At 55.7% G+C, this 23,898-nt stretch carries 29 protein-coding genes; 8 read left to right on the top strand and 21 right to left on the bottom strand.

Annotated elements, in window-relative coordinates; translation table 11 throughout:
- Window positions 1-234: 234 nt before the first annotated feature.
- The 4 genes from ACYCZJ_RS09330 (at window position 235) to ACYCZJ_RS09315 (ending at window position 3,076) form a co-directional block, all read left to right on the top strand.
- Window positions 235-582, top strand: a complete 348-nt coding sequence (locus ACYCZJ_RS09330) for a hypothetical protein (RefSeq protein ID WP_461553942.1) — start codon at window positions 235-237, stop codon at window positions 580-582.
- 102 nt (window positions 583-684) lie between these two features.
- Window positions 685-1,452, top strand: a complete 768-nt coding sequence (locus tag ACYCZJ_RS09325) for a hypothetical protein (RefSeq protein WP_461553941.1) — start codon at window positions 685-687, stop codon at window positions 1,450-1,452.
- A gap of 253 nt (window positions 1,453-1,705) precedes the next feature.
- Window positions 1,706-2,113 (top strand): GFA family protein, encoded by a 408-nt coding sequence (locus ACYCZJ_RS09320; RefSeq protein WP_461553940.1) that lies wholly within the window; start codon window positions 1,706-1,708, stop codon window positions 2,111-2,113.
- An 84-nt stretch (window positions 2,114-2,197) separates the two neighbouring features.
- The gene (locus ACYCZJ_RS09315) at window positions 2,198-3,076 is read left to right on the top strand and encodes an oxygenase MpaB family protein (RefSeq protein WP_461553939.1); all 879 of its coding nucleotides are present in this window, start codon (window positions 2,198-2,200) and stop codon (window positions 3,074-3,076) included.
- A 56-nt stretch (window positions 3,077-3,132) separates the two neighbouring features.
- Here ACYCZJ_RS09315 and ycaO read toward each other — a convergent pair whose 3' ends face one another.
- From ycaO to pmbA, 3 genes are all read right to left on the bottom strand, one after another.
- A complete protein-coding gene (gene ycaO / locus ACYCZJ_RS09310) occupies window positions 3,133-4,848 on the bottom strand; it encodes a 30S ribosomal protein S12 methylthiotransferase accessory factor YcaO (RefSeq protein ID WP_461553938.1) in 1,716 nt (571 codons plus the stop codon).
- An 89-nt stretch (window positions 4,849-4,937) separates the two neighbouring features.
- Window positions 4,938-5,567, bottom strand: a complete 630-nt coding sequence (locus ACYCZJ_RS09305; RefSeq protein WP_461553937.1) for a GDSL-type esterase/lipase family protein — start codon at window positions 5,565-5,567, stop codon at window positions 4,938-4,940.
- A 4-nt stretch (window positions 5,568-5,571) separates the two neighbouring features.
- Entirely contained in the window at window positions 5,572-6,909 is a 1,338-nt protein-coding gene (pmbA, locus tag ACYCZJ_RS09300) for a metalloprotease PmbA (RefSeq protein WP_461553936.1), read from the bottom strand.
- Window positions 6,910-6,975: 66 nt separating this feature from the next.
- Between pmbA and yjgA the strand changes: the two genes are divergently transcribed.
- Window positions 6,976-7,500: a ribosome biogenesis factor YjgA gene (gene yjgA / locus ACYCZJ_RS09295; RefSeq protein ID WP_461553935.1), complete on the top strand. Its 525-nt coding sequence runs from the start codon at window positions 6,976-6,978 to the stop codon at window positions 7,498-7,500.
- Window positions 7,501-7,551: 51 nt separating this feature from the next.
- Here the strand turns inward: yjgA and ACYCZJ_RS09290 are convergent, their stop codons facing one another.
- The 5 genes from ACYCZJ_RS09290 to pal all read right to left on the bottom strand — a co-directional run bounded on the left by ACYCZJ_RS09290 (window position 7,552) and on the right by pal (window position 11,593).
- The gene (locus ACYCZJ_RS09290) at window positions 7,552-8,730 is read right to left on the bottom strand and encodes a YeeE/YedE family protein (protein WP_461553934.1); all 1,179 of its coding nucleotides are present in this window, start codon (window positions 8,728-8,730) and stop codon (window positions 7,552-7,554) included.
- 154 nt (window positions 8,731-8,884) lie between these two features.
- Window positions 8,885-9,574, bottom strand: coding sequence for a 7-cyano-7-deazaguanine synthase QueC (gene queC, locus ACYCZJ_RS09285; RefSeq protein WP_461553933.1), 690 nt, complete (start codon window positions 9,572-9,574; stop codon window positions 8,885-8,887).
- Window positions 9,574-10,221, bottom strand: a complete 648-nt coding sequence (queE, locus tag ACYCZJ_RS09280; protein ID WP_461553932.1) for a 7-carboxy-7-deazaguanine synthase QueE — start codon at window positions 10,219-10,221, stop codon at window positions 9,574-9,576. Before queE ends, queC begins: the two co-directional genes overlap by 1 nt.
- A 4-nt stretch (window positions 10,222-10,225) precedes the next feature.
- Window positions 10,226-11,017, bottom strand: a complete 792-nt coding sequence (gene ybgF, locus ACYCZJ_RS09275) for a tol-pal system protein YbgF (protein WP_461553931.1) — start codon at window positions 11,015-11,017, stop codon at window positions 10,226-10,228.
- Between the two features lie 6 nt (window positions 11,018-11,023).
- The gene (gene pal / locus ACYCZJ_RS09270; protein WP_461553930.1) at window positions 11,024-11,593 is read right to left on the bottom strand and encodes a peptidoglycan-associated lipoprotein Pal; all 570 of its coding nucleotides are present in this window, start codon (window positions 11,591-11,593) and stop codon (window positions 11,024-11,026) included.
- An 83-nt stretch (window positions 11,594-11,676) separates the two neighbouring features.
- Between pal and ACYCZJ_RS09265 the strand changes: the two genes are divergently transcribed.
- Entirely contained in the window at window positions 11,677-11,907 is a 231-nt protein-coding gene (locus tag ACYCZJ_RS09265) for a hypothetical protein (protein ID WP_461553929.1), read from the top strand.
- Window positions 11,908-11,947: 40 nt separating this feature from the next.
- Here ACYCZJ_RS09265 and tolB read toward each other — a convergent pair whose 3' ends face one another.
- Genes tolB through ACYCZJ_RS09220 form a run of 9 tightly spaced genes read right to left on the bottom strand, consistent with a single transcriptional unit; the run spans window position 11,948 to window position 18,604 of the window.
- Window positions 11,948-13,240: a Tol-Pal system beta propeller repeat protein TolB gene (gene tolB, locus ACYCZJ_RS09260; protein ID WP_461553928.1), complete on the bottom strand. Its 1,293-nt coding sequence runs from the start codon at window positions 13,238-13,240 to the stop codon at window positions 11,948-11,950.
- A gap of 30 nt (window positions 13,241-13,270) precedes the next feature.
- Window positions 13,271-14,167: a cell envelope integrity protein TolA gene (gene tolA / locus ACYCZJ_RS09255; RefSeq protein WP_461553927.1), complete on the bottom strand. Its 897-nt coding sequence runs from the start codon at window positions 14,165-14,167 to the stop codon at window positions 13,271-13,273.
- Window positions 14,167-14,586, bottom strand: a complete 420-nt coding sequence (tolR, locus tag ACYCZJ_RS09250; RefSeq protein ID WP_461553926.1) for a protein TolR — start codon at window positions 14,584-14,586, stop codon at window positions 14,167-14,169. Before tolR ends, tolA begins: the two co-directional genes overlap by 1 nt.
- Window positions 14,587-14,589: 3 nt before the next feature.
- Window positions 14,590-15,273, bottom strand: a complete 684-nt coding sequence (gene tolQ, locus ACYCZJ_RS09245) for a protein TolQ (RefSeq protein ID WP_461553947.1) — start codon at window positions 15,271-15,273, stop codon at window positions 14,590-14,592.
- A 2-nt stretch (window positions 15,274-15,275) separates the two neighbouring features.
- Window positions 15,276-15,677 (bottom strand): tol-pal system-associated acyl-CoA thioesterase, encoded by a 402-nt coding sequence (gene ybgC, locus ACYCZJ_RS09240; RefSeq protein WP_461553925.1) that lies wholly within the window; start codon window positions 15,675-15,677, stop codon window positions 15,276-15,278.
- Window positions 15,670-16,713 (bottom strand): Holliday junction branch migration DNA helicase RuvB, encoded by a 1,044-nt coding sequence (ruvB, locus tag ACYCZJ_RS09235; protein ID WP_461553924.1) that lies wholly within the window; start codon window positions 16,711-16,713, stop codon window positions 15,670-15,672. The genes ybgC and ruvB overlap by 8 nt, the downstream gene beginning before the upstream one ends.
- The gene (gene ruvA / locus ACYCZJ_RS09230; RefSeq protein WP_461553923.1) at window positions 16,710-17,288 is read right to left on the bottom strand and encodes a Holliday junction branch migration protein RuvA; all 579 of its coding nucleotides are present in this window, start codon (window positions 17,286-17,288) and stop codon (window positions 16,710-16,712) included. Before ruvA ends, ruvB begins: the two co-directional genes overlap by 4 nt.
- A 16-nt stretch (window positions 17,289-17,304) precedes the next feature.
- Window positions 17,305-17,832, bottom strand: a complete 528-nt coding sequence (gene ruvC, locus ACYCZJ_RS09225; RefSeq protein ID WP_461553922.1) for a crossover junction endodeoxyribonuclease RuvC — start codon at window positions 17,830-17,832, stop codon at window positions 17,305-17,307.
- Window positions 17,833-17,878: 46 nt separating this feature from the next.
- Window positions 17,879-18,604 carry a YebC/PmpR family DNA-binding transcriptional regulator gene (locus ACYCZJ_RS09220; protein WP_461553921.1) on the bottom strand — a complete coding sequence of 242 codons (726 nt, stop codon included), beginning with the start codon at window positions 18,602-18,604 and terminating at the stop codon, window positions 17,879-17,881.
- Between the two features lie 71 nt (window positions 18,605-18,675).
- Here ACYCZJ_RS09220 and ACYCZJ_RS09215 point away from each other — a divergent pair, with 71 nt between their 5' ends.
- Window positions 18,676-20,160: a helicase HerA-like domain-containing protein gene (locus ACYCZJ_RS09215; RefSeq protein ID WP_461553920.1), complete on the top strand. Its 1,485-nt coding sequence runs from the start codon at window positions 18,676-18,678 to the stop codon at window positions 20,158-20,160.
- A gap of 89 nt (window positions 20,161-20,249) precedes the next feature.
- On the opposite strand, the gene ACYCZJ_RS09210 is transcribed toward ACYCZJ_RS09215, so the two are convergent.
- From ACYCZJ_RS09210 to ACYCZJ_RS09200, 3 genes are read right to left on the bottom strand one after another with little or no spacing between them, the layout of a single operon-like run.
- On the bottom strand, window positions 20,250-20,753 hold the full coding sequence (locus tag ACYCZJ_RS09210) for a DsrE family protein (protein ID WP_461553919.1): 504 nt from the start codon (window positions 20,751-20,753) through the stop codon (window positions 20,250-20,252).
- A 16-nt stretch (window positions 20,754-20,769) separates the two neighbouring features.
- Entirely contained in the window at window positions 20,770-21,501 is a 732-nt protein-coding gene (locus ACYCZJ_RS09205) for a response regulator (protein WP_461553918.1), read from the bottom strand.
- Entirely contained in the window at window positions 21,498-22,877 is a 1,380-nt protein-coding gene (locus tag ACYCZJ_RS09200; protein ID WP_461553917.1) for a sensor histidine kinase, read from the bottom strand. The genes ACYCZJ_RS09205 and ACYCZJ_RS09200 overlap by 4 nt, the downstream gene beginning before the upstream one ends.
- A gap of 211 nt (window positions 22,878-23,088) precedes the next feature.
- On the opposite strand from ACYCZJ_RS09200, the gene ACYCZJ_RS09195 reads away from it, so the two are divergent.
- Window positions 23,089-23,541 (top strand): DsrE family protein, encoded by a 453-nt coding sequence (locus tag ACYCZJ_RS09195; protein ID WP_461553916.1) that lies wholly within the window; start codon window positions 23,089-23,091, stop codon window positions 23,539-23,541.
- A gap of 79 nt (window positions 23,542-23,620) precedes the next feature.
- Here ACYCZJ_RS09195 and ACYCZJ_RS09190 read toward each other — a convergent pair whose 3' ends face one another.
- Window positions 23,621-23,854: a hypothetical protein gene (locus ACYCZJ_RS09190; protein WP_461553915.1), complete on the bottom strand. Its 234-nt coding sequence runs from the start codon at window positions 23,852-23,854 to the stop codon at window positions 23,621-23,623.
- Window positions 23,855-23,898: the final 44 nt, after the last annotated feature.

Raw genomic sequence — 23,898 nt, 5'->3', positions numbered from 1 at the left:
AAAAAATGGACCATGCCCATCCAGAACTGGCGCAATGCAATGAGCCGATTTATTATCGCCTTCGAGGATCGACTTCAAGGACATATTTAAACGCGGGGCAGTTACACAGAATTATTTACAGGCTCGACACGCCTGAAAGTGACATATCTCATTTCAAATCGGAGTTGTCACTATGCCACCAATGATGCCCCCTGTTTCCATCTGCTCGCCGTCTCGTTTTTCGCGCTGGTCATCGTGACTGGTACAGCCCTGCCAGCTGACGCCTCCGCTCAGAAGTACCCTGATGTCGTTTCCGTCAAGGTCCATGCGCGCGGCTCGGATACCTTCGACTTTGATGTCACGGTTTCTTCTCCCTATGACACGCCTCAACGATACGCGGATGCCTTCCGCGCTCTAGGCAAGGATGGCAAGGTTTTCGGTGTGCGCAAACTTCTTCATGACCACGCCACCGAGCAACCCTTTACCCGGGATCTATACGGGGTAAGCATCCCTCGCAGTGTGCGCGCAGTGGTGATCCAGGCAAAAGACCAGAACTATGGATATGGTGGCAAGACCGTAGAAGTTGCCTTACCTGGGCGCTAGGGTGAGGAGCCATTGTGCTGAGAAACACAACGCACCCTAACCGCATTCCAAGGGGTCTATACGGTTGCAGCCGAACACCAATGTCAATCGTCTGAAAAACACATGAGGCCGTATTTCTCGCGATTACAAGAGATTCATCGAATTCGTGGCAAGCTCGAGCGAGACGGATTCCCACGCCTGCAGATGTCGCTCCTGGTGACCATCACTGGCGCAGCTGGCTTTCTCGCGTCTTACTCTTTGCTCCATGCCGGAATGAGTGAAATGTGGGTTCGGTATCTCGTCGCACTGGGTATTACGTATTTGGTCTTCCTGCTGCTCCTGTGGATGTGGCTAAGAACCAGCGCTAAGGATTATGCTGATTTCCCAGACCTATCAAACTTCGTGCCCGGACATGGTAATAGCTCAGGCGCCAGTTATGGCGGAAAAGGTGGAGAATTCGGTGGCGGTGGCGCGAGCGGTTCATTCGATCAGCCTATTGAACCCATGCACCTGGAGAGCGTGTCGTTGTCCTCCGATACCAATCCGGTTGGTGAAGCACTGGGTGCGGTTTCGGACGCAGATGAATTGGCCATTCCTCTGGCAATCCTGGTTCTCGTTGTCGCTCTCCTGCTCTCATCTTTCTTTGTGATCTATTCGGCCCCCATTCTGTTCGCCGAATTGCTGGTTGATGGCGTTCTTGCTGCGAGCTTATATCGCCGACTTCGTGGACTTGAAACACGTCATTGGCTTGAAACGGCAATTCGCCGAACATTCTGGCCATTCTTGTTAACGGCGCTATTTGTTGCTGCTGCTGGCTGGGCAATGGGATTTTACGCACCGGGTGCCGAGTCGATCGGTGACGTTCTGCTGCATGCGAAGAAAGTGCTGTAAATTGGCAATGGGCCGCATGGTGGTTAACATGGACTGGCCTACAGTGGATTTTGCACACCTCTGGGCAACCGGCTACCTTGCCCGTCAGGTATCCACATATTTCACAGCCAACGCACAAGTTGTGTCATGCATCTCTGAATGAAAGGCATTGAGTCGGCGAAAACGAATGGCGTGTCCAAGGCTATGAAGGACCCTGACACCTCTTTCCAGCGAGATGATCTAAAGCATATCCCTTAGTCCAAACATTAATTCTATGGAGCAATACATGCACAAAGGTAGTTGTCTTTGCGGAACAGTGGAGTACGAAATTACCGGTTCACTTGGTCCGATCTTGTTCTGTCATTGCTCCCGCTGCCGCAAAGCGAATGGCTCGGCATTTGCGGCAGTGTCTCCGGTCGCAACATCCAATTTTCGCATCGTTAAAGGACAGGAGTGTCTGCGCAGCTATCGCACTGATGCAGGTGTTCAGCGGGTGTTTTGCGGCACCTGTGGTTCGCCCATTATTGCCATGCGCGACAATATGCCTGAAACGGTACGCGTACGCATAGGTACGCTTGATACTTCGGTAGACGCAAATATCTCCGCACATATTTTTGTTGGCTCGAAAGCCGGGTGGTACGAAATTCATGACGATCTGCCACAACATGAAGAACGGCCATAAACGGGTTAATCTTCCGCTCAACACGGGCGCGCTGCTGATAGGCGGCCGCCAAGTTAACTGGCGTGCGGGTGTCACCATAGGGTCATGAAACAACGCTTACGCGACCAGATACGCGGCCTCGACCCGGTGCGCGATCATCAGCGCATTGTCTATCTGGATGTGTGTTTCGAGTTTCCTTTCGACACGACCCGCGCGCTGGAATTCGCTTTGTTCCGCACTTATTGCGTACCGGGCATTTCCGCTTTGCTGGATCGTAGCGGCGAATTCGGACGCTGCCCGCAGAAGCGCTACGACGACACCGATCTCATCATCAGCGAAATGATGGAATGGGGCTACGACAGCGCACGCGGAAGTGCGGCACTAGCGCGCATGAACCAGATTCACAGCCATTTCAGGATTGCCAACGAGGATTTTCTATACGTATTGTCCACCTTCGTGTTCGAGCCGATACGCTGGAACGCGCGTTTCGGCTGGCGCACGATGTTTGAACAGGAACGCCTCGCGTTGTTTTATTTCTGGCGCGAAGTGGGTGAGCGTATGGGGATACGGGAGATACCGGAAACCTGTGCGGCATTCGAACGCTACAACGTGGATTATGAACGCACGCATTTCATGTTTGCGGAGAGCAACCGCCGCATCGGTTCCGCCACATGCGAACTGTTCGCCAGCTGGTTTCCCGCACTATTACGGCCCGTTGTGAGACACGTCATTTATGCGTTGCTGGATGAGCCGGTGCGCCACGCCTTCGGTTTTCCGAAACCGCTGCCTGGGCTGCGTGCGACTGTTGTCGGTGCGCTCAAGCTACGCGCGCTTGCTTTGCGTTGCCTGCCGGCACGGCGCCAACCACGGCTGCGCACGCAGATGACACACCTCAGCTATCCTGCGGGGTATCAGCTGGACCAAATCGGCCCAGCGTATATGTCACATGCTTCTTCGCCTCCGTCGGATAAGCCACATCCATGAAACATTGCAACGGCTCTCTCAGAACCATGCCCGCAGCCTGATTATTCTGGATTGAATCAAGCCCGGTTCAACTTGCCATACGCAGCCAGCAGCCGCTGATGCATATCGCACCCTGACAATTCCATGCCGGGTGCTTGCAGACCAAAAAAGCGCTGTTCACCGCGCAACATGGCCTGGGCTTGTTTCAGGGTATCCGCACCGTAAAGCGTTTGCAGGCTGTCGCTGTAGTGTTCGGCGTCTTCCATCAATAGCAGGGCTTCGATGCAGCGATAAACATGACGTCGGGCGGGATCGAGCTGTTCGAAGTGGCGCACCCAGTGGCAGCCTGCGCGGATCGCTTCGTTATCGCCAATGGCAAGCGCCAGCAGCGTTTTCAGCTCACCCACACGCAGGTCTTTCCACAGCGTACCGGCATCGGCAACGAGGCCAATCAGCGCAGCGACAGGGCGCTGATCGTCGAGAGCAAGCTCCTCGATCTGGTCCAGCAGTTCGCTGCATTCCTCGTCATCCAGTTGCGCCAGATGCAGAATGGCGTGGCGTAACCGGTTACCCACGCTGTTGTTGTTCCATTCCAGATCGTCGGTGGGATAGATTTCGGACATGCCGGGGACAATGATGCGGCACGCATACACGCCCAGATCGGGGAAATCCGCGATATAAATATCGCGTTCCTCGGTATGGATAAGCTCGCACAACCAGGCATATTCCTGCCCGGTTGTGCCGCTGAAGTTCCAGTCGGCAAATTCATAATCGGGTGTTGCACGCAGAAATTCCCAGCTGATGATGCCGCTGGAATCAACGAAGTGAATTTCCAGGTTTTGCGGATCGGCGATTTCTTCCAGGTCGAAACCCGGTTCGGGAAAGTCGCCCAGCGCATCCAGCGCGCGGCCCTGCAGCAGCTCGGTAAGCGCGCGTTCCAGCGCGATTTCAAAGCGCGGATGCGCGCCGAAACTGGCGAAGCAGCCCTGGTCGCGCGGGTTGAGCAGGGTGACGTTCATCACCGGGTATTTCCCGCCCAGCGAGGCGTCCTTGACCAGGATGCCGAACCCGGCGGCGCGCAAGTCGCGGATGCCGGCCTCGATTTTAGGATAGCGCGCGATGACGGCCTCCGGCACATCGGGCAGGCACAGGCCTTCGGCAATAATGCGGAACTTGACGTGGCGCTCGAAGATTTCCGACAACGCCTGTACGCGCGCCTCGGCGGGGGAATTACCCGCCGACATGCCGTTGCTGACATACAGGTTACCGATAATATTGACCGGGAACCACAATGTGGCGCCGTCGCGCTGACGCTGGTAGGGTAACGCACAAATACCGCGCGCGGCATTGCCGGAATTGTGTTCCACCAGCGCATGCGCCTTCACTGTTTCATCCGGGTTATAAAACGCCTGCAACTCGGCATCCAGCAAATCTTCCGGCCAGCGCTCATCTTCCCTCAGGGGGAACCATTTTTCCTGCGGGTAATGCACATATTCGCGCTCGGCTATCGTTGCGCCGAGGTAATAATGGGTCCAGAAATAATGGCAGCCGAGACGTTCGAAATATTCGCCCAGCGCGCTCGCCAGCGCGGCTTTTTGCGATGCGCCCTTGCCATTGGTGAACAGGATCGGACAATCGCGGTCGCGGATGTGCACCGACCAGACATTGGCGATGGGATTGAGCCAGGAGCGCTCCTCGATATGGAAGCCCAACGCCTCCAGTTTGGCCTGCATGGACTGGATAGACGCTTCCAGTGAAGCGTCTTTGCCGGGAATGAAGCTTTCAGTTTGCATGGTGCTATTCCGTGAATAATCTAAAATGGTCATTAAGATAACTGCACCGGCGCGGGTCGGCAATCCTTGAGCTTATCCCGGAATGATCGTCAAATTGCGCCAGTCTGGTGTAGTAGCTTGGCCAGTGCTTCAGCAATCATTCGATAGCCAGCCGCATTAGGGTGTATCGGGTCGGATTTTTTAGTATTGTCGAATAATACGGTTTTCAGCACGTGGCTCTCATATGGCACGTCTGCCTTGGCAGCGATATCCGCATAAAATCTGGGCACACTACCGAACAGCCTAGGCTCCGGCACACCGATCAACACCACGGCAATCCCGCGCTGGCGCGCCTCGTACACCATGGTACGCAGATTGGTCGCGATGGTAGCGGCATCCAGCTTGTGCAATAAATCATTGCCGCCCAGGCATAACAGCAACAATTTAGGATGTACGGCATCCAGCATCCCAGGCAGGCGCGTCACACCCTGGGCTGTGAGTTCGCCGGGTACGCCGGCGGCCACCACTTTGCGACCGATAAGCTGGCTGAGCTGTACCGGGTAGCTGTTTGCCGCGTCGACCCCGGTACCGTAAGTCAGGCTGTCCCCGAATGCCAGCACCACATCGTCCGGCCCCAGATGGGGCAAGGCCGGCTGGCGGGCACCACAACCGGCAAGCAGGACTACTATCAACAGATACAGCCAGACCAGGCCTCGCCCTGTGGGCAGGTAAATCCTCAAAAAATTACTCTCCGGCCACGGTCATGCGCTCTATCAGGATCGAGCCGGTCTGCTTGGAACCGCGCGCCTCGACATCGGTGCCGATAGCGATGATTTGCATGAACATGTCCTTGAGGTTGCCGGCGATGGTGATTTCTTCCACCGGGTACTGGATCACGCCGTTTTCCACCCAGAATCCGGCTGCGCCGCGTGAATAATCGCCGGTCACCATATTGATGCCGTGGCCAAGCAGCTCGGTGACCAGCAGGCCGGTATTCATCTTTTCGAGCAGGGCGGCAAAGTCTTCGCCGGTACTGGACAGAATTAGATTGTGGTTGCCGCCAGCGTTACCGGTGGACTGCATCCCCAGTTTGCGTGCACTGTAAGTGCTGAGGAAATAGCCGCCCAGCACGCCGTCCCTGACCAGATCGCGATCCTGCGTGGCGACGCCCTCATTGTCAAACGGGCTGCTGGCCAGCCCTTTCGAGATATGTGGACGCTCGGCAATCTGCACGATCGGAGAAAATATCTGCTTGCCCAGGCTGTCGAGCAGAAACGACGACTTGCGGTACAGGCTGCCGCCGCTGGCAGCAGAAACGAAATGCCCGATCAGCCCCGCCGCCACGGGGGCTTCAAACAGAACCGGCACCTGGGCGGTTTTGACCTGGCGCGCATCCAGACGACGCACGGTGCGTTCGCCAGTGCGGCGGCCCACCGTGGTCACGTCATCCATGTCGGCGGCATCACGCGCCGTGGTGTACCAGTAGTCGCGTTGCATTCCTGCGGCTGATTCGGCAATCACTGCACAGCTGATGGCATGCCGTGAAGTCGGATAACCGGCCAGGAACCCCAGGCTGTTGCCGTACACGAACAGCGACTCCTGGGTATTCACGCTGGCGCCTTCGGAATTGGTGATGCGGCTGTCCACAGCGAGGGCGGCCACTTCGCATTCGCGCGCGGCATCAATCGCCTGCTCGACGCTGTATGCCCACGGATGGTAAAGATCAAGATCGGGAATATCGCGCGCCAGCAATGCTTCGTCGGGCAGGCCGGCGAAGCTGTCCTCAGCGGTATAACGCGCGATGGTGAGCGCCTTGTCGACGGTATCGTGCAATGCCTGCATGCCAAAATCGGAAGTCGACGCATGGCCCTTGCGCTGGCCAATGTATACGGATACGCCGATCCCCTTGTCGCGGTTGTATTCGATGGTTTCCACTTCGCCTTTGCGCACTGTCACGCTCTGGCCAAAACCGGCTGAGGCTTCGGCTTCGCAGCCGGTGGCACCCTGCTGGCGGGCATAGTTAAGCATGTTATCGACAAGCGCTTGCAGGTCGTCGCGGGAATGGCTGAATCGATCGGTCACGGAGACTCCAGGAGGAAATGCCTAAAAGCCGTTATCATAGCAACATTTCCTCACCCGCTGCGCACCATGGACGACGACATCGAACAACCCATCAGTAAAAGTGAAATCAAACGCCAGATGACCGCGCTGCAAAAGCTTGGTGAAGAACTGGTCGCGTTGCCCGCCAACAAGCTGGATCAGCTGGATTTACCCGAAACGCTGCGCGACGCAGTGAATCAGGCCAAGCGCATCACCGCTCATGGCGGTCTGCGCCGCCAGATGCAGTATATCGGCCGCCTGATGCGTATCACTGACGCGCAACCCATCGCCGAGCAACTCAACGCCTGGCGTGGCGATAGCGCGGAAGTCATCGCCGAATTTCACCGTATGGAAAACTGGCGCACGCGCCTGCTCGCCGACGATGCGGCGTTGACTGAGTTTGTCGATATTTACCCGCAGGCCGATGCCCAGCAACTGCGCACCCTGGTGCGCAATGCGCGCCGTGAAGCGGTTGCCACACAGGCACCGAAAAGCAGCCGTGCATTGTTCAAACTGATTCGTGAGCTGGTTTCAAACGATTCAACCGATGCACCGGAGCAGATGAACGAATAAAAAAAGGCAGGATGCAAGCATCCTGCCCTTTTCTCAGCTACGCAATCAGATTCAGTCGCGCATCATGATCCAGTATTGCACTTTCATGGTGATCGCGCTGCCGCCCACAATCGCGAAAAACGCGATGAAAGACCCCAGAGCAAGCGTCGACACGCCGGTAATGCCTTGACCGATCGTGCATCCCATCGCCAGAATGCCACCGAAGCCCATGAACACCGCCCCGATCACATGGGTGATGAAGTCCTTGAAGGACGCAAACCATTCGATACGGAAGCTGCGGCTCACTACCGACCACAGGAACGAGCCTGCCAGCACGCCCAATAGCGCCATGATACCGAAAGTCAACACAGCGCTCTTGAATCCGGACGCGGTATATCCCAGCATTTGCCCCATCGGGTTGATGAAGGTAAACGATTGCGGGCTAAGCGGCATGATATCGGCTGGCTTACCGGCATCCGAGTTCGCCAGGAAATCCCATTGCTGGCCGTAGCTCAGCAACGTGTGACGGGATCCGTCCACCATGACACTGACGTTGCTGGTCACATACCAGGCGGCAAGTACTGCCAACCCAACCACCAAGCCGCCGAGAACGAGATCACGGTTACTGCGGAAATCTACCGATTTGAATACATATGCAAGCAACGCCAAACCCAGTAATCCGCCGATAATCAGGCGAGCCTTGACCGCGTTTTGAGCCCCTGTCAGGAGCGTGCCCAGATCCTGGTGTGCGCCCACATTGATTGCCAGCGGACGTATCCAGCCATTAAACAGGATACTGAACAAGGTCTTGTCCGAATTCGGAAACGGGTTGGTCATATAATAGGCGATGACACCAATAATCAGCACGACCACGATGGATTTAAGGTTACCGGCGCCGGCACGGACCAGGCTCTTGTTACCGCAACCGGAAGCCAGCGTCATCCCCATTCCGAACATCAATCCGCCCAGCAGGTTTTCAGCCCAGATTAATTGCCCACTGCGGTAGGGAGGGAAAGATGCGTCAGGATTCAGCTTGCCGAAATATTCCAGCACAACCACACCCAGCAGAGCCACGGCAATTGCCAGCAACCAGGAGCGCATGCGGCCGGTATCGCCCATGTTGACCCAGTCGGATACTGCACCCATGGTGCAAAAATTTGTTTTGTTCACAACCGCGCCCATAATCAACGCTATGCCGAAGGTAAGCCAGAGAAACACTGACTGTCCCTGCTGAAAGGTATCAAAAATCATCTTTTACTCCTGTTACGGTAACGCACTGCCGCACGAATTTTATATTTTGTAGCCGTTTAACAACATCCCGCGATAGATACTCGACGCATGATGAAGTTTGTATTCAGGCTACCCATTCACTACATTGTCCCGATACAACAGGAACGACACAGAACTACTTGGAATCCACCCTATATCGCGTCGCATCGGCCACACCGGCTTCAATGAAACCTTGTCGGCGCAACCGGCACGAATCACATACGCCACATGCACGTCCTGCTACATCGGCCTGGTAACAGGAAACCGTGGCATTGTAATCCACACCCAGCCCGGTTCCAAGCTGGATTATTTGCGCTTTGCCGAGCTGCATCAACGGTGTATGGATATTCAGTTGCCTACCTTCCACCCCGGCTTTGGTTGCCAGATTCGCCATTGTTTCAAATGAAGCAATGTATTCCGGACGGCAATCGGGATAGCCGGAGTAATCCACCGCATTCACGCCGATGAAAATATCGCGGCTCTCCAGCACTTCCGCCCAGGCCAGTGCAATCGAGAGCATGATGGTATTACGCGCCGGGACATAGGTCACTGGTATGCCTGTACTGGCCTGCTCCGGTACGGCAATGCGCGCATCGGTCAGCGCCGACCCTCCGAACATGGCCAGATCGAGCTTGAATACGCGATGCGCGACGGTGCCCTGTGTAGCAGCCACTCGCGCGGCCGCATCCAGCTCGGCGCCATGACGCTGTCCATAATCGAAACTTAAAGCGTGGCAGGCGTATCCTTCGCTACGGGCGATGGCCAGTACGGTTGCGGAATCCAGCCCGCCGGACAGCAATATGACGGCGCGTCGCGTTTCGCTCATCAACGCCCCGCCACTTCGCCCCAGAAAATTTTATGCAGCTGCACTTGCAGGCGCACCGGCAGACGGTCGCGCAGTACCCAGTCGGCCAGCTGGCCGGGCTGTATTTGCCCGTGCACCGGCGAAAACAATACCGGGCAACGTTGGGTCAGTTGATGTTCCAGTAACAGACGGCGCGCCCAATCGTAGTCGGCCGCATCGGCAATGACGAATTTTATCTCGTCGTGCCGAGTCAGGTAATCGAGGTTGTTCCAGTCGTTCTTGGTCACTTCACCGGAACCTGGTGTTTTGATATCCATAATTCTGGAAACCCGTGGATCAACACCACCGATATCGAGTGCGCCACTGGTTTCAAGTGACACATCGTAGCCGGCGTCGCACAGCGCGGTGAGCAGACACAACGCATTTTTCTGGGCGAGTGGCTCACCACCGGTGACGGTGACAAAACGAGGGGCGTATTCGGCTACCCGCTGCAGAATCGTGTCGATATCCATGCTGTTACCGCCATGAAATGCATAGGCGGTATCACAATATCCACAACGCAGCGGACATCCTGTCAGGCGAATGAATACCGTAGGCAGGCCGGCACGGCTAGTCTCGCCTTGTACGGAATAAAAAATCTCGGTAATACGTAGGCTAGCGTCGGACAAGATATTACTTCAGCGCATCCAGGCGCTTGCGCGCAAGCGTAGCGGCATTACTGTCCGGATATTTGGTAACCAAAGTTTGCAAGGTCTTGCGAGCCGCATCGAGATTGCCCAGTTCCAGTTGTGCACTGGATATATTGAGCATTGCATCCGCAGCTTTGGGATTATCTGGATGAGTTGCAATCAGCTTTTTTTGCTGAGCAATAGCGGACTTGTAATCCTTCATGGAAAAGTACGTATTGCCTATCCAGTATTGTGCGCTGGGAACCAGCGGATTATCCGGATATTTTTTGATGAAGTCCTTGAATGCCGTAATGGCGGCCGTATAGTTTGCTGCCTTGAACTGGTTCAATGCAGCCTCATAGTCCTGGGCACTATTTCCGCCTGCCGCAGGCAGCGCGGGTACAGCCACCGCTGTTTTATCCGGTGCGGCATTGGGAGGCACTGGCGTAGCGGGTGCGTTATCTGCATGTGACAAATTCCGCAACCGGGTATCCAGGTCCGTATACAGGTCATTCTGTCGTTTTTGGGTTACGCTGATATCGTTGGACTGTACGTCCACATCGCCGCGCAAGCGCCGCACTTGAGCTTTGAGCGATTCAACCTCTGACAACATATTAAGCATGGAGCCATTTTGCAGCATGGATTCAAGTCGGCCGATCCGGGCATCCATGTTGTTAATTTGCGTTTGCATGTCAGCCAGATGGCGCGTCACTTCCGCGTCATCCGCCCATGCCGGCAGATAGACGCCGGCAAGGCAGATAACCAGTAGCAGGCGATGAAGTGACGCGCGCATCATCAGCGCTTACTCGCCTTGATAGACGATATCGACGCGGCGGTTTTCTTTCCAGGCTGCCTCATTATCACCGGTAGCTTTGGGTTTTTCTGCACCGAAGCTGATCGCTTCCATCTGTGACTCTGGCACACCCATTACATTCATCACCTTGCGTACGCTATCGGCACGACGCTGACCCAGAGCCAGGTTATATTCACGGCTACCGCGATCATCTGTATTGCCTTGCAGGGTCACTTTGGCATCCTTGTGGCTGCTCAGGTAACCAGCATGCGCTTGCAGGGTTGGGCGATAGCTATCCTGCACCACCGAGCTGTCGAAATCGAAATACACGCTACGCTTCGACAACGGGCTATTTGGGTCGGTGAGCGGATTAACCTGCTTGTTACGAGCGGCCTCTTCTTCGGCGAGACGACGCTGCTCCAGTGCACGCGCTTCAGCTGCTTTTTCGGCAGCCGCCCTGGCTGCTGCATCCTGTGCTTTTTGCGCGCTTAAATCCTGCACATTGGCAGGTTTTTCCTGCATAGAAGAACAACCAGCAAGTACACCAACCAGAAGCAGACTCAGTATCATTTTGTTCATGTTATTTCCTTTGAGTTTAATTAATTACACGTGCAACCAGTTGAACAAGTTATTGTCACAACCAGCATGGCTGCGTTGCTGGCTTGACCAAATTCATCATAGTGCCAAATGTGTCCTTGGCAACGGACACGACGAAGCATTTTCTGATGATCCCCGGGCTTATGGCGCAACTTGCCGGTGAAAAAGGTTTTTCTGTTTCACCGGTTCGATTTGCCAACTCCCCATATCGTAGCTGCATGCCGAGAGAATCCGCCCAGCGTGCATTTGCGAAAAACCGAAAATCTTCTCCGGTATCCAGCTACGACAGCGCCTGAGATACCGGATTTCGTTGCGAGTTCCTTGCTGACTATTCCGTCAGCTTTTAGGCCCCCAGGCTGGTTCTCGCATATCCCCCGCCTGATCGGATAAACGGGCGCGTGTCTTGCCATCCACCGATACAGTCGCCAGAATTCCGCGCCCGTTAATCTCGGTTGCATAAACAATCATGCTGCCGTTAGGCGCAAAACTGGGGGATTCGTCATGAATGGTATCCGTCAGCACCTGTACCTGGCCACTATCAAGGTTTTGCAGCGCAACCTGAAAACGCCCTGCATCACGGCGAATATAAGCAAAACTTTTTCCGTCCGGACTCCATGCTGGCGAAACATTATAGCTGCCCTCGAAGGTAACGCGTTTGACATCACTACCATCCGCAGCCATGCGGTAAATCTGCGGGCTGCCACCGCGGTCGGAAGTGAACAGAATCGACTTTCCGTCCGGGCTCCAGGTTGGCTCTGTATCGATATTGCCACCATGCGTCAGCCGGGTTACACCCGAGCCATTGGCATTGATGGTATATATCTGCGATCCATTGTCACGGGTGAGGACAACCGCCAGCTTGCTGCCATCCGGAGCCCAGGCGGGCGCGCTATTACTACCCTTGAAATTGGCCAGCACACGGCGTGACCCGGTGGCGAGCGACTGAATGTAAATCACCGGTTTCTTGTTCTCAAACGAGACGTAGGCAATACGTGAACCATCGGGCGACCAAGCCGGCGAAATCAATGGCTGCGTGGAATTCACCACGACCTGGGGATCCTGTCCATCGGAATCCGCGACCAGTAGCTGATAATGCTTTCCCTGCTTGATGATATAGGCAAGACGCGTCGAGAACGAACCCGGCACACCGGTCAGCTTTTCGTACACGACATCGGCAATCTTGTGCCCGGTAGCGCGTAATTGTGCAGGGGTAATCGTAAAGTTGAGTGCGGCGACCTGCGATTGTTTAACCGCATCCATCAAACGGAAGCGCACTTCCAGCCGTCCATCCGGCAGCGGCACAATGCGGCCGATCACCGCGGCATCACTGCCCAAGGCTCTAAACGCAGGAAATTGCACGTCTCCGGCATCGGTAGGGGGAGGCTGCACACTGCTCGCATCCACCAGTCTGAACTGGCCGCTTCGGCTCAAATCTCCGCCCACAACGCTGCTAATGACCTGCGCCGGCCCAGGTGCACCAGCAAACGGCACGATGGACACCGGAATACGAGTAGCCGCGCCGCCAAACACCTCGATCGTCATGGTGGCAAAAGCAGCCTGCGCCAAGCCGAACAGCAGCAGAAAAACAGCAAACCGGCCAAGGTTTGGGTTAAACCATTCAATCTTCATAAGTTATCCATTTTAACACATTCATCCGGCTCAATTTTCCTGCTTGGGCTGGATCGGTAAAGTCAGATCGTGGAAACGTGCGGCGACTGCTTTGTCAGGGGGCAACGGCAAAGGCACCGCTTTCAGAATCGCGCGTTCCACTGCGGTATCGTAAGCTGGCTGGCCGCTACCAGTCACCAGCCGGACTTGAGCCACCTCACCCGTAGGAAGCACCGTCACGGCAAATACCGCCTTGGGATTACCCACCATATTCTCCGGCAGGCGCAACATGCTGGCAATTTTGCTGCGAATGCGCTCCTTGTAAGCCGCTTCCATTTTGGCCTGCTCGGCGCCCAGCTGGCTTGCCTGCTGGACTTGCTGCAAACGGCTGGTTTCACTCGCCAGTTCCTTGTTCATGAAATCACGCGATTGCTGCATGTTCAGCTTGCGTAACGCTTCCTGTTTGCGCTTCAAGTCGTCCTGCTTGCGCTTCTCCTCCTGCTGCTTCTCCTGCGCCAGTTTTTCCTGCTGCTGCTTTTCCTGTTCAGCCAGTTTGCGTTGTTCCGCTTCCTGCTTTTTCTGTTGCAATTGCTGCTGCTTGTGTTGTTGCGCCTCAAGTTGTTTTTGCTGCTCGAGTTGCGCCTGTTGCTCACGTAGCTGCTGTTCTTTCCGCTTTTTTTCCTTTAAAGCGATATCGGGCTTTGGCTGAGGTGGCTCTGGCTCAACCACGGGCTCTGGCTTGGGTTTTGGTTTCGGTGTTGGCTGAGGAGTTACCACCGGCTTTACCCTGGGTGGCGGCAATGCTTCCCACAAATCCGCCATCACCGGGGGCGGCGGATGGGATCGCCAGTTCACGCTAAATATCAAAAATCCGATAAACAACAAGTGCACCAGCACCGCCAATATCGCAGCGGGCAAACGCCCGGATTTAATCGTGTCCTCCCGCATTAACTGGCCCCGGGCTTGGCCAGCAGGCCCAGACGCTTGACATGATTTTGCTGCATCAGACTCATGATCTTCATGACTTCTTCATAACGCACACTCTTGTCGGCGGCGATGACAACCGGCTGATCGGGATTGACCTGTTGTTTCTCGTTGATGATGCCCGCCAGTTCGGCGCGGGTCACGACATTATCCGAGCCGCCGGTAGCACGATCGCGCAAACGCAACGTGCCATCGGCGCGAATCGTGACTTCGATCGGCTCGACCGGCACGGACTGGGATTTGGCCACGCTCGGCAATTCCACTTGCCCGGGGTTGATCATGGGCGCAGTGATCATGAAAATGATCAGCAGCACCAGCATCACATCGATGTAAGGCACCACGTTGATCTGGTTCATCTGTTTGCGCGGGCGACGGCTACTCATGTATCAAGCCCTGTGAGCCTGACGTTGCAGGATATTGGAGAACTCTTCCATGAAACTCTCAAAACGGTTGGCCAGGCGGTCGATGTCATGGGTATAGCGGTTATAGGCCACCACTGCCGGTATCGCGGCAAACAACCCCATGGCCGTGGCTATCAGCGCCTCGGCAATTCCCGGTGCCACATTCGCCAGCGTGGCCTGTACCACATTGGACAAGCCACGGAACGCATTCATGATGCCCCACACGGTGCCAAACAATCCGACGTAGGGGCTCACTGAGCCGACCGTAGCGAGAAAAGCCAGATTCGATTCCAGCTTGTCCATTTCGCGCTGATAGGTGGCGCGCATGGCGCGTCTGGCACCGCCCATGACCGCACTCATATCCATGCCGGGTTGCCCCTTGAGCTTGCTGAACTCGCGGAACCCGGCTTCAAAAATACGCTCCAGTTCGCCCGCCTGCTTCCAGTCCTGGGTGGCGCGCTTAAACAGTGTTTGCAAATCCGCCCCGCTCCAGAATTCCTTCTCGAACGCCTCGGCCAGGCGGGTAGCGCGTCGAATGGCAAACATCTTTATGAAGATATACCACCATGACATGAACGACGCGACCAGCAACAACCCCATCACGAATTGCACTGCCACACTGGCGTTACCCACCAGCGCCAGCATGGAAAGATCCTGGCTTAACCCGATATTCACGCTATTTTTTCCAATGCTTGTAAAAGATTGTCCGGTATTTTAACCGGTTTGAATGACAGCGAGCTGACGCATGCCACCTCGGTTTCACCCCCCACGAGCAAATTATCGCGCACAATATTCTGGCCAAAAACAATACGGCACTGACCAAAGCGCTTGACCTTGCTGACGACGCGGAGTTCATCATTAAACCGTGCCGGTTGCAGATATTCCACCGCGACACGCCGCACCACAAACATCACCTCGTACGCAGCGATCAGTTCAGTCTGCTCAAAACCCAGCGCGCGCAACCATTCGGTACGGGCGCGTTCCATAAATTTGAGGTAATTGGCGTAATACACGACACCGCCGAAATCGGTATCTTCGTAATACACGCGCACCGGCCACACAAATTCAGACATCGCCATCCCATAATTCCGCTGCCCCGGCTTTGCCCGGTGCGGCCAGGCCAAAGTGGCGATAGGCCATGCCGGTAGCCATCCGCCCGCGCGGCGTGCGCTGCAAATAACCCTGCTGGATCAGGAAGGGTTCGAGCACGTCCTCGATGGTATCCCGCTCCTCGCCGATGGCCGCAGCGAGGTTGTCCAGTCCGACCGGACCGCCGTCGAATTTTTCCAGCACCGCGGCAAGCAGTTTGCGATCCATCACATCCAGACCGGCGCTATCCACATCGAGCATCACCAGCGCGGCGTCCGCCACATGTCGGCTGACGATGCCGTCGGCACGCACTTCGGCATAGTCGCGCACCCGGCGCAGCAAGCGGTTGGCAATGCGCGGCGTACCGCGCGAACGGCGCGCAATTTCGAATGCGCCGTCATCGACAATACTCATCTCCAGCAAATGCGCGGAACGGGCAACAATGCGGGCGAGTTCTTCCGGCGTGTAGAACTCCAGCCGGGCGACGATGCCGAAGCGGTCGCGCAGCGGATTGGTGAGCATGCCGGCGCGGGTGGTGGCGCCGACCAGGGTGAACGGCGGCAGGTCGAGTTTGACCGAGCGTGCCGCCGGTCCTTCACCGATCATGATGTCGAGCTGAAAATCCTCCAGCGCCGGATAAAGTATTTCTTCCACTACCGGCGACAGACGGTGAATTTCGTCGATGAATAGCACATCGTTGGGCTCGAGATTGGTCAACAGGGCGGCCAGATCACCGGCGCGCTCCAGCACCGGCCCGGAAGTCTGACGCATGTTGACGCCCATTTCCCGCGCGATGATATGCGCGAGCGTGGTCTTGCCCAGCCCTGGCGGGCCGAACAACAGTACGTGATCGAGCGACTCACACCGTTTGCGCGCTGCCTCGATAAAAATACTGAGTTGCCCACGTGCCTTCTCCTGACCGACATATTCGGACAAATTTTTGGGGCGCAACGCGCGTTCAATTTGTTCCTCCACCACACTTTGCGCGGCGGGAGCGATAAGCCGGTCGGTTTCGATCATGTTTTCGAGAGCAGTTTAAGCGCCTGGCGTATGCCGTCTTCCACACTGGTAGTAGCGGCCAACTGGCGCACTGCGTGGGTAGCTTCGCGTTCATTGTAACCCAGCGCCAGCAATGCGTTCAGCACATCACCGCCAGCGTCCGTCACACCACTATGCCCGGCCCCTGGCAAAGCATCCGCCAGCTTGCCCTTCAGTTCCAGCAACAGGCGCTCGGCAGTTTTTTTGCCAATACCGGGGATTTTAGTGAGCCGCCCGGTATCCTGCATCGCCACAGCCTGCGCCAGCTCGTTCGCATTCATGCCGGACAGCACCGCCAGAGCCATTTTCGCACCGACGCCGGTGATCTTGATGAGTTGCCGGAAAGTCGCGCGTTCGGCTTCGCTGCCAAAGCCGTACAGCAACTGTGCATCCTCACGCACCACCAGATGTGTGTGCAACGCCACCCGCTCACCGAGCGCGGGCAGATTGTAGAAAGTACTCATCGGCACATCGATTTCATAGCCGACACCATGCGCATCCACCACGATCTGCGGCGGGTGTTTCTCAATGAGCGTCCCGGTGATTCTGCCGATCATTTGCAGTCCTTTTTATTCACACCAATCGCCCATTTTTGATCCGATAGCCCGCTGTAGCCAGGCTACCCATCCCTTGTCCGCCATGCGCGTGGCAGATGGCGCAGGCCAGTGCATCGGCAGCGTCCGGACTGGGTACGCCGGGCAGATTCAACAAGCGTTTGACCATTTCCTGCACCTGCTCCTTGGCAGCGTGACCATTACCCACCACCGCCTGCTTTACTTGCAACGCGGTATATTCGGCAACCGGCAAGGCCTCCAGCACCGCCGCGCAAATCGCCGCACCCCGTGCCTGGCCGAGCAGCAAGGTGGATTGCGGATTCACGTTGACGAACACTTTTTCCACCGCCGCTTGTTGCGGCTGGTGAGTCTGGATCACCTCGCGCAGACTCAACAGGATCACTTTCAGCCGCTCCGGCAACTCCCCTTCCCCGCTTTTGATACAACCGCTGGTAAGGTAATGGAGGTGGTTGCCGGTTTTTTCGATGACGCCGAAACCGGTGATGCGCAGACCGGGATCAATGCCGAGGATGCGGATGGTGGTCAAGACCGGCAATCAAAGCAACAAGTGACGATGCGCACAAAAATCACTGTCAGTCGTTAATCACAACGGAAGTATAAACTTCCTGCACATCGTCCAGCACTTCCAGCGCATCCAGCAATTTCTGCATTTTTACTGCATCGTCACCGCTCAATTCGGTTTCGTTCAACGCCTTCATGCTGACTTCGCCAAACTCGGCCTTGAAACCGGCAGTTTCCAGCGCCGCCTTGACGGCATGAAAATCGTGCGGAGGCGTGATGACCTCGATGCTGCCATCGTCATTGCTCACCACGTCTTCCGCGCCGGCTTCCAGCGCGGCTTCCATCAGCTTGTCTTCGTCGGTACCCGGCGCAAACAGCAATTGACCACAGTGCTTGAACTGAAACGCCACACAGCCGTCGGTGCCCATATTGCCGCCGTATTTGCTGAACGCGTGACGCACATCGGCAACGGTGCGCACCTTGTTGTCGGTCAGGCAATCCACCATCACCGCCGCGCCGTTGATGCCGTAGCCTTCGTAGCGGATTTCCTCGTAATTCACGCCTTCCAGATCGCCGCAGCCGCGTTTGATGGCGCGCTCGGTGGTGTCTTTCGGCATATTGGCGTCAAACGCCTTGTCCATCGCCAGACGCAGGCGCGGGTTGCAACTCACGTCGCCGCCGCCCAGTTTCGCGGCAACCGTGATCTCCTTGATCAGACGCGTAAAAATCTTGCCGCGCTTGGCATCCGTCGCGGCTTTCTTGTGTTTGATGTTCGCCCATTTGCTGTGGCCGGCCATAGCTACCTCCGGTATTCTCAAAAATACGCTAATCTTACCACTGCGACCCCCTATCAGATAAGGCCAGAACAATGACAAAGCCGCTGCATATCGCTCAAGCTGATCAAGCGCTGTATCTGCTACCCCAGATGGCCAACCGCCACGGCCTGATTACAGGCGCCACCGGCACCGGCAAAACCGTCACCCTGCAGGTCATGGCCGAGTATTTTTCAGCCATCGGCGTGCCGGTGTTCATGTCCGATGTGAAGGGCGATCTGTCCGGTGTCTCCCAAGCCGGTGGCGGCAACGCCAAGGTAGAGGCCCGCGTAACACAACTCGCGCTGGCCGATTTTGCTTACCAGGCCTATCCAGTCACCTTCTGGGATCCCTTCGGCACCATGGGGCACCCGGTGCGGGCCACGATCTCCGATATGGGGCCGCTGTTGCTGGGGCGCATGCTTAATCTCAACGATACGCAGGCCGGCGTACTCAACCTGGTTTTCAAGATTGCCGATGACAATGGCTTGTTGCTCCTTGATCTCAAGGACCTGCGCGCCATGCTGCAATACGTGGGCGACAATGCCAAGGAATTCACCACCGAATTCGGTAATGTCTCCGCGGCCAGTATCGGCGCCATCCAGCGCGGCCTGCTGGAACTGGATAGCCAGAGGGGCGAGAAAATATTCGGCGAACCGATGCTGAACATCGCTGACCTGATCCAGACCGACCCGGCAGGGCGCGGTATGATCAACATCCTGTGCGCCGATCAGTTGATGCAATCGCCCAAGACCTACGCCACGCTGTTGCTGTGGCTGCTGTCAGAACTGTTCGAAAACCTGCCCGAGGCAGGCGATCTGGACAAGCCCAAGCTGGTCTTTTTCTTTGATGAGGCGCACCTGTTGTTCAACGATGCCCCGCAGGCACTGGTGGATAAAATCGAACAGGTGGTACGGCTCATCCGCTCCAAGGGCGTGGGGGTGTACTTTGTCACCCAGAACCCGGCCGATGTGCCCGACAAGGTGCTGTCTCAACTCGGCAACCGCGTCCAGCACGCTCTGCGCGCCTTCAGCCCGCGCGATCAGAAAACAGTCAAGGCCGCAGCCGAAACCATGCGCGATAACCCCCAACTCGACGAGGAAAGCGTCATCACCGAACTGGGAGTCGGCGAAGCACTGGTGTCCTTCCTCGACGAAAAAGGCCGCCCCGGCATGGTCGAGCGCGCCCTGATCCTGCCGCCGCAGGGCCAGATCGGCCCCATTTCCGCCGCGCAACGCCAGGCCGTCATCGCCGGTTCGCTGGTTACCGGACATTATGAAAAAGAAGTAGACCGGGAATCCGCCTACGAAAAACTCAAAGCCCGCGCCGAACAGACGGCTGTAACAGCTGCGCAACACGCCGAAACCAAAGCAGATAATGGCGGCCTGCCGGGCACCATTTTCGGCGGCAGTAGCGGCAGCCGTGGCCGCCAGGGCGCGATGGAAGCCATGGCCAAAAGCGCCGCCCGTGCCATCGGCACGGAAATGGGCCGACGCATCATACGCGGGGTGCTGGGGTCATTGCTGGGAAAGAAGCGGTAATGTTTGGTAGGGTGCTCATGCTCCTATATTTTTAGGCAAACACTACGGTGAGGATGTGACGAAATTACCGAACAACGGATTTGCTGGATCTACTTCTTCCGACGTATATCCCTGGTTGATAACGGCGTGGGATTGATGTACTGGTAGCCCTTGTATTCCAGGTAGGCAATTTCCGCAAAACCGGATGGCACTACGGTAATGAAACCATCCATATCCTCGGGCTTATAACCGGCTACTTTCATGGCATTGCTGCACATGTAAAACGTCACGCCTTCTTTTGCCAGCGCAGCCATCTTGTCGACAATAACCTGATATTTTGTATAGTTTTCTTTGGCAAAGGCCCTGAGTTCTGGACCATGAGTCACGATCGCGACTTTTCCGCGTGTGACCTTGCGGGTATTTTGCACAAAATCGTAGAGCAGATCCAGTTTCTGCGGGTCGTCATAGCTCACGTCGAATACGGTATTCAGGACGGGGGTCGGACGTGTTTGAACCGTGGCGGTTCCGTATGGGGCGACCATGTCCTTAGCGCTCACACTACCCAGGCACGCCAGCATACCTAGAATAAGGATGGTGAATGGTTTCCATCTCACAGGGCACCTCCTGCCTTCACGCACGGCTGTTTTGAAACTTGATCCAGGCAGTCAATTTCTCTTCCTCTTTCTGGAGTTCGAATGGATTGATCAATCCGCGCTGCAGGGCAAGCGCCACGGCGCGCATCCGCACGTTAATCAGTTCGCTGTCGCACAAAGTATAGCCTTCCGCATTCGCGCCCAGTTTCATGTAAAGCGATTGGAGTCGATTCTGGACACCGCGCCGGGACAAATAGTGCCGCTCTGCGATGGCGTTATCTGTCAGCCCCAGAGCCAGATCAATCAGGACTTCGAATTCGATGTCGGAAATCGACGTGGCGTGTTTATGCGCCCGAGCCTGCACCGGGCGCACGTGCGGATCGATCCAGCACTGGCATTCCTCGAAAACCGCCTTCACCGCTTTTTCCAGAACCGCCAGCGAATTATTTTTCAGGACATAGCCATACACGGTTTCTGCCGGGACTATTTTTGCGAGCGCGCGTACGTACATCTCGTCATCGTATTGCGACCAAAACAGAAAACGCGCGGCTGGCTTGCTTTCCCATACTCTGCGGGCCAGTTCAATGCCGTTTATTTTGGGCATCTGGATATCCGTAATGACCCATGGCTCATTTAGTTCGGCGCACAGCGATAAAGCTTCCATACCGTTTTCTGCAACCAGTATTTGGCGTGGCGTGAGTGATTCGATCAGGAAACTGCGATCCCTGTGATTATCCTCCGCGACTATCAGCGTCTGGTGAGCGTTCATGGATGAAAACTCGTTTCGCGCGATGCTGCAAGCAGCCAGCGAAAATCCAGCCGCGTGCCAGTATTGAACCGTGAGTGCTCAAGACTGAATACGGCACCCATTGCACGGGCACGCTGGCGCAGATTGGAGAGCCCGTGTCCCGGTGTGCCGGAAATCGCATCTGCCGCAAGCCCGATACCATCGTCATCAATCGTTAATACCATGTGGTCGTCGACGATACGCAAAGCAATTTCTCCCACTGAGGCATGCGCATGTTGCAAGACATTGGTGGCGGATTCACTGATGATACGAAATAAATTAACACGCTGAAACTCGGTAAGCGCTTGTTCGGCAGCCTGTTCGAAGTGAAGAGCCCAGTCCATCGATGCTGTCGCATTGCGCTCCAAAAAAGAACGTGTTGCGGCCTCCAGGCCGAGGATGTCCAGCGTTTGCGGATGGAGGTCGTCGATAATGCGCCGTATGCCGGTGGAAATGTTGCCGATTTCCTGCCCGAGCATAAGCAATTGTTGCGCTTGTTCCGCACCGCCAAGCGGATGCTTTTCTGCGGATTCCAGCATCCGTGCAGCGGCTGTCAAATCGGCCAGCGCCTGGTCATGCAGGTCCATGGCGATGCGCTTGCGTTCGTGTTCAGCACCTTGCAGCACTTTTTCCACGGCAACCACATTGAGCAGGCGCCGGGTCATGTCGGCAACGCAATGGGCCAGTTCGTCAAATTCATCACGGATACGTGAAGGAGAATCTACGGGCACCAGATTCCCGCTGCATAGTAATCGGGTTTGCCGGGCAAGGGTGCCCAGCCGCGTGCGCACCGAGCGCACGGTAATCGCCGATAGCACCACGGCCAGAAGCAGGCACGCCAGCAATATGTATAGTGAAGTCTCCGCCAAATTTGCAATCACGCTATTGAGCCGGGTGTAGTAATTCGCATACGCTGCGCGTTTTCCATCCCATAAGGCGCCATTGAATGCCTCCAGTTTTGGCATTAAAGCCACGAGCGCCGTTTTGGCGGGTACGGGATTGAATCCGTCCCGGCTATTGATGATCGGCAGTTCTTTCTCCACAAGCGCCCTTAGATGCGAAGGCATCTTGTAGAGCACTTCGGGATACAGCAGATTTCCGGAAAGAATGGTCGCTTGTTCGAGATATTCCGGCCCTGCAGCAGGCTCGAACTGATGCGTGGCTATTTTTTGAAGCCGGTAGCCAGCTTCCATTGCCAGGTGCAGATGATCGGTAATGCGCACCCATTGCCGCACCACCTCATTTTCATGTCGAATTTGAGCCAAACCAAACAATGAATAGCCTATCAGCACAACCAGTAGTGCAATGACGACTGCCGGCGCAAGTGCAAGCTGATAAACAAATGGCAATCTCGGCATAAACTCGCCCGCTCAGTAAGTATCGTTTTGATTTTATACCCGATTTATACATTCACGACTGTGCAAATGCACAGTCGTGAATGTCTGGCATACACAAATTTTTTGCGTTTAGAACACTTTCCTTAAATCCGGCATATCGCAATAGTGGGAATAGCAGGATTTGTTCTGCACACATAGAGCAATAACCCACCCGATACTGGAAGGAGACATCATGAAAAAAAGACCCATTATTCATTTTCTACTCGCGCTCGCTTTGACGGGGACAGCTATTCCACCTGTCGTGGCGGCGAATTTGCAATCAGACCACGCTACCGCTGCCACCCGGCAAAAGGTTGTCATTCAAGTGAGTGACAATGATCCGAAAAAGTGGGCTCTTGCATTGAATAATGCCCAAAATGTGCAGGAGGACATCGGTAAAGGCAATGTGGATATTGAAATTGTGGCTTACGGGCCTGGCCTGCCAATATTGAAACTCGACTCACCCGTCGGCAACAGGGTGGAGGATGCAATTGCCAGTGGCATCAAAGTGGTTGCCTGCGAAAACACCATGCGAAAAACCAATCTGACCAAGGACGACATGCTCCCCAAGCTGGATTACGTTAAATCCGGTGTGCCCGAAATCATGCATAAACAACAACAAGGCTATGCCTATATACGCCCCTGAAATCGCCTGTACGCTGAAAGCGATCCCCTCCGGGATAGACGGATATGTTTCTCCCGGAGCCAGTTGTATTTCACAATAATCACAGGCCTACTAGTTGTACATCCACCCCGCGCTCGACAAGATTTTGATGGATGGCGTGCATGCTGGTGCAGTCGGGGTTGTAGGCAACCAGCATGAGGTGCGGAGCGAATTGGGACACATGGGCACTGATGACACAGGGATCTTCTCGTACGCAGTCTTCGATCGCGTCCTTTTCAGTCGGGCCGAGTTTGCGGTCTACGTGGAACATGACACTGGCAATGGATGTGAGCATGGGATTTTCCCTCCAGTCTGTCAGCATAGTCCAGCTGGCGCATC

The sequence above is a fragment of the Sulfuriferula sp. genome, assembly GCF_054605375.1.
This window is presented reverse-complemented; position numbering and strand designations above follow the sequence as displayed.

Bases quoted from the DNA above. Each gene is read 5' to 3' on its own strand.
- ACYCZJ_RS09325 (WP_461553941.1), top strand. From the start codon at position 685: ATGAGGCCGTATTTCTCGCGATTACAAGAGATTCATCGAATTCGTGGC.
- ACYCZJ_RS09320 (WP_461553940.1), top strand. From the start codon at position 1,706: ATGGAGCAATACATGCACAAAGGTAGTTGTCTTTGCGGAACAGTGGAG.
- ACYCZJ_RS09315 (WP_461553939.1), top strand. From the start codon at position 2,198: ATGAAACAACGCTTACGCGACCAGATACGCGGCCTCGACCCGGTGCGC.
- ycaO (WP_461553938.1), bottom strand. From the start codon at position 4,848: ATGCAAACTGAAAGCTTCATTCCCGGCAAAGACGCTTCACTGGAAGCG.
- yjgA (WP_461553935.1), top strand. From the start codon at position 6,976: ATGGACGACGACATCGAACAACCCATCAGTAAAAGTGAAATCAAACGC.
- ACYCZJ_RS09290 (WP_461553934.1), bottom strand. From the start codon at position 8,730: ATGATTTTTGATACCTTTCAGCAGGGACAGTCAGTGTTTCTCTGGCTT.
- queC (WP_461553933.1), bottom strand. From the start codon at position 9,574: ATGAGCGAAACGCGACGCGCCGTCATATTGCTGTCCGGCGGGCTGGAT.
- ybgF (WP_461553931.1), bottom strand. From the start codon at position 11,017: ATGATGCGCGCGTCACTTCATCGCCTGCTACTGGTTATCTGCCTTGCC.
- pal (WP_461553930.1), bottom strand. From the start codon at position 11,593: ATGAACAAAATGATACTGAGTCTGCTTCTGGTTGGTGTACTTGCTGGT.
- tolB (WP_461553928.1), bottom strand. From the start codon at position 13,240: ATGAAGATTGAATGGTTTAACCCAAACCTTGGCCGGTTTGCTGTTTTT.
- tolA (WP_461553927.1), bottom strand. From the start codon at position 14,167: ATGCGGGAGGACACGATTAAATCCGGGCGTTTGCCCGCTGCGATATTG.
- tolR (WP_461553926.1), bottom strand. From the start codon at position 14,586: ATGAGTAGCCGTCGCCCGCGCAAACAGATGAACCAGATCAACGTGGTG.
- ybgC (WP_461553925.1), bottom strand. From the start codon at position 15,677: ATGTCTGAATTTGTGTGGCCGGTGCGCGTGTATTACGAAGATACCGAT.
- ruvB (WP_461553924.1), bottom strand. From the start codon at position 16,713: ATGATCGAAACCGACCGGCTTATCGCTCCCGCCGCGCAAAGTGTGGTG.
- ruvA (WP_461553923.1), bottom strand. From the start codon at position 17,288: ATGATCGGCAGAATCACCGGGACGCTCATTGAGAAACACCCGCCGCAG.
- ACYCZJ_RS09220 (WP_461553921.1), bottom strand. From the start codon at position 18,604: ATGGCCGGCCACAGCAAATGGGCGAACATCAAACACAAGAAAGCCGCG.
- ACYCZJ_RS09215 (WP_461553920.1), top strand. From the start codon at position 18,676: ATGACAAAGCCGCTGCATATCGCTCAAGCTGATCAAGCGCTGTATCTG.
- ACYCZJ_RS09205 (WP_461553918.1), bottom strand. From the start codon at position 21,501: ATGAACGCTCACCAGACGCTGATAGTCGCGGAGGATAATCACAGGGAT.
- ACYCZJ_RS09200 (WP_461553917.1), bottom strand. From the start codon at position 22,877: ATGCCGAGATTGCCATTTGTTTATCAGCTTGCACTTGCGCCGGCAGTC.
- ACYCZJ_RS09195 (WP_461553916.1), top strand. From the start codon at position 23,089: ATGAAAAAAAGACCCATTATTCATTTTCTACTCGCGCTCGCTTTGACG.
- ACYCZJ_RS09190 (WP_461553915.1), bottom strand. From the start codon at position 23,854: ATGCTCACATCCATTGCCAGTGTCATGTTCCACGTAGACCGCAAACTC.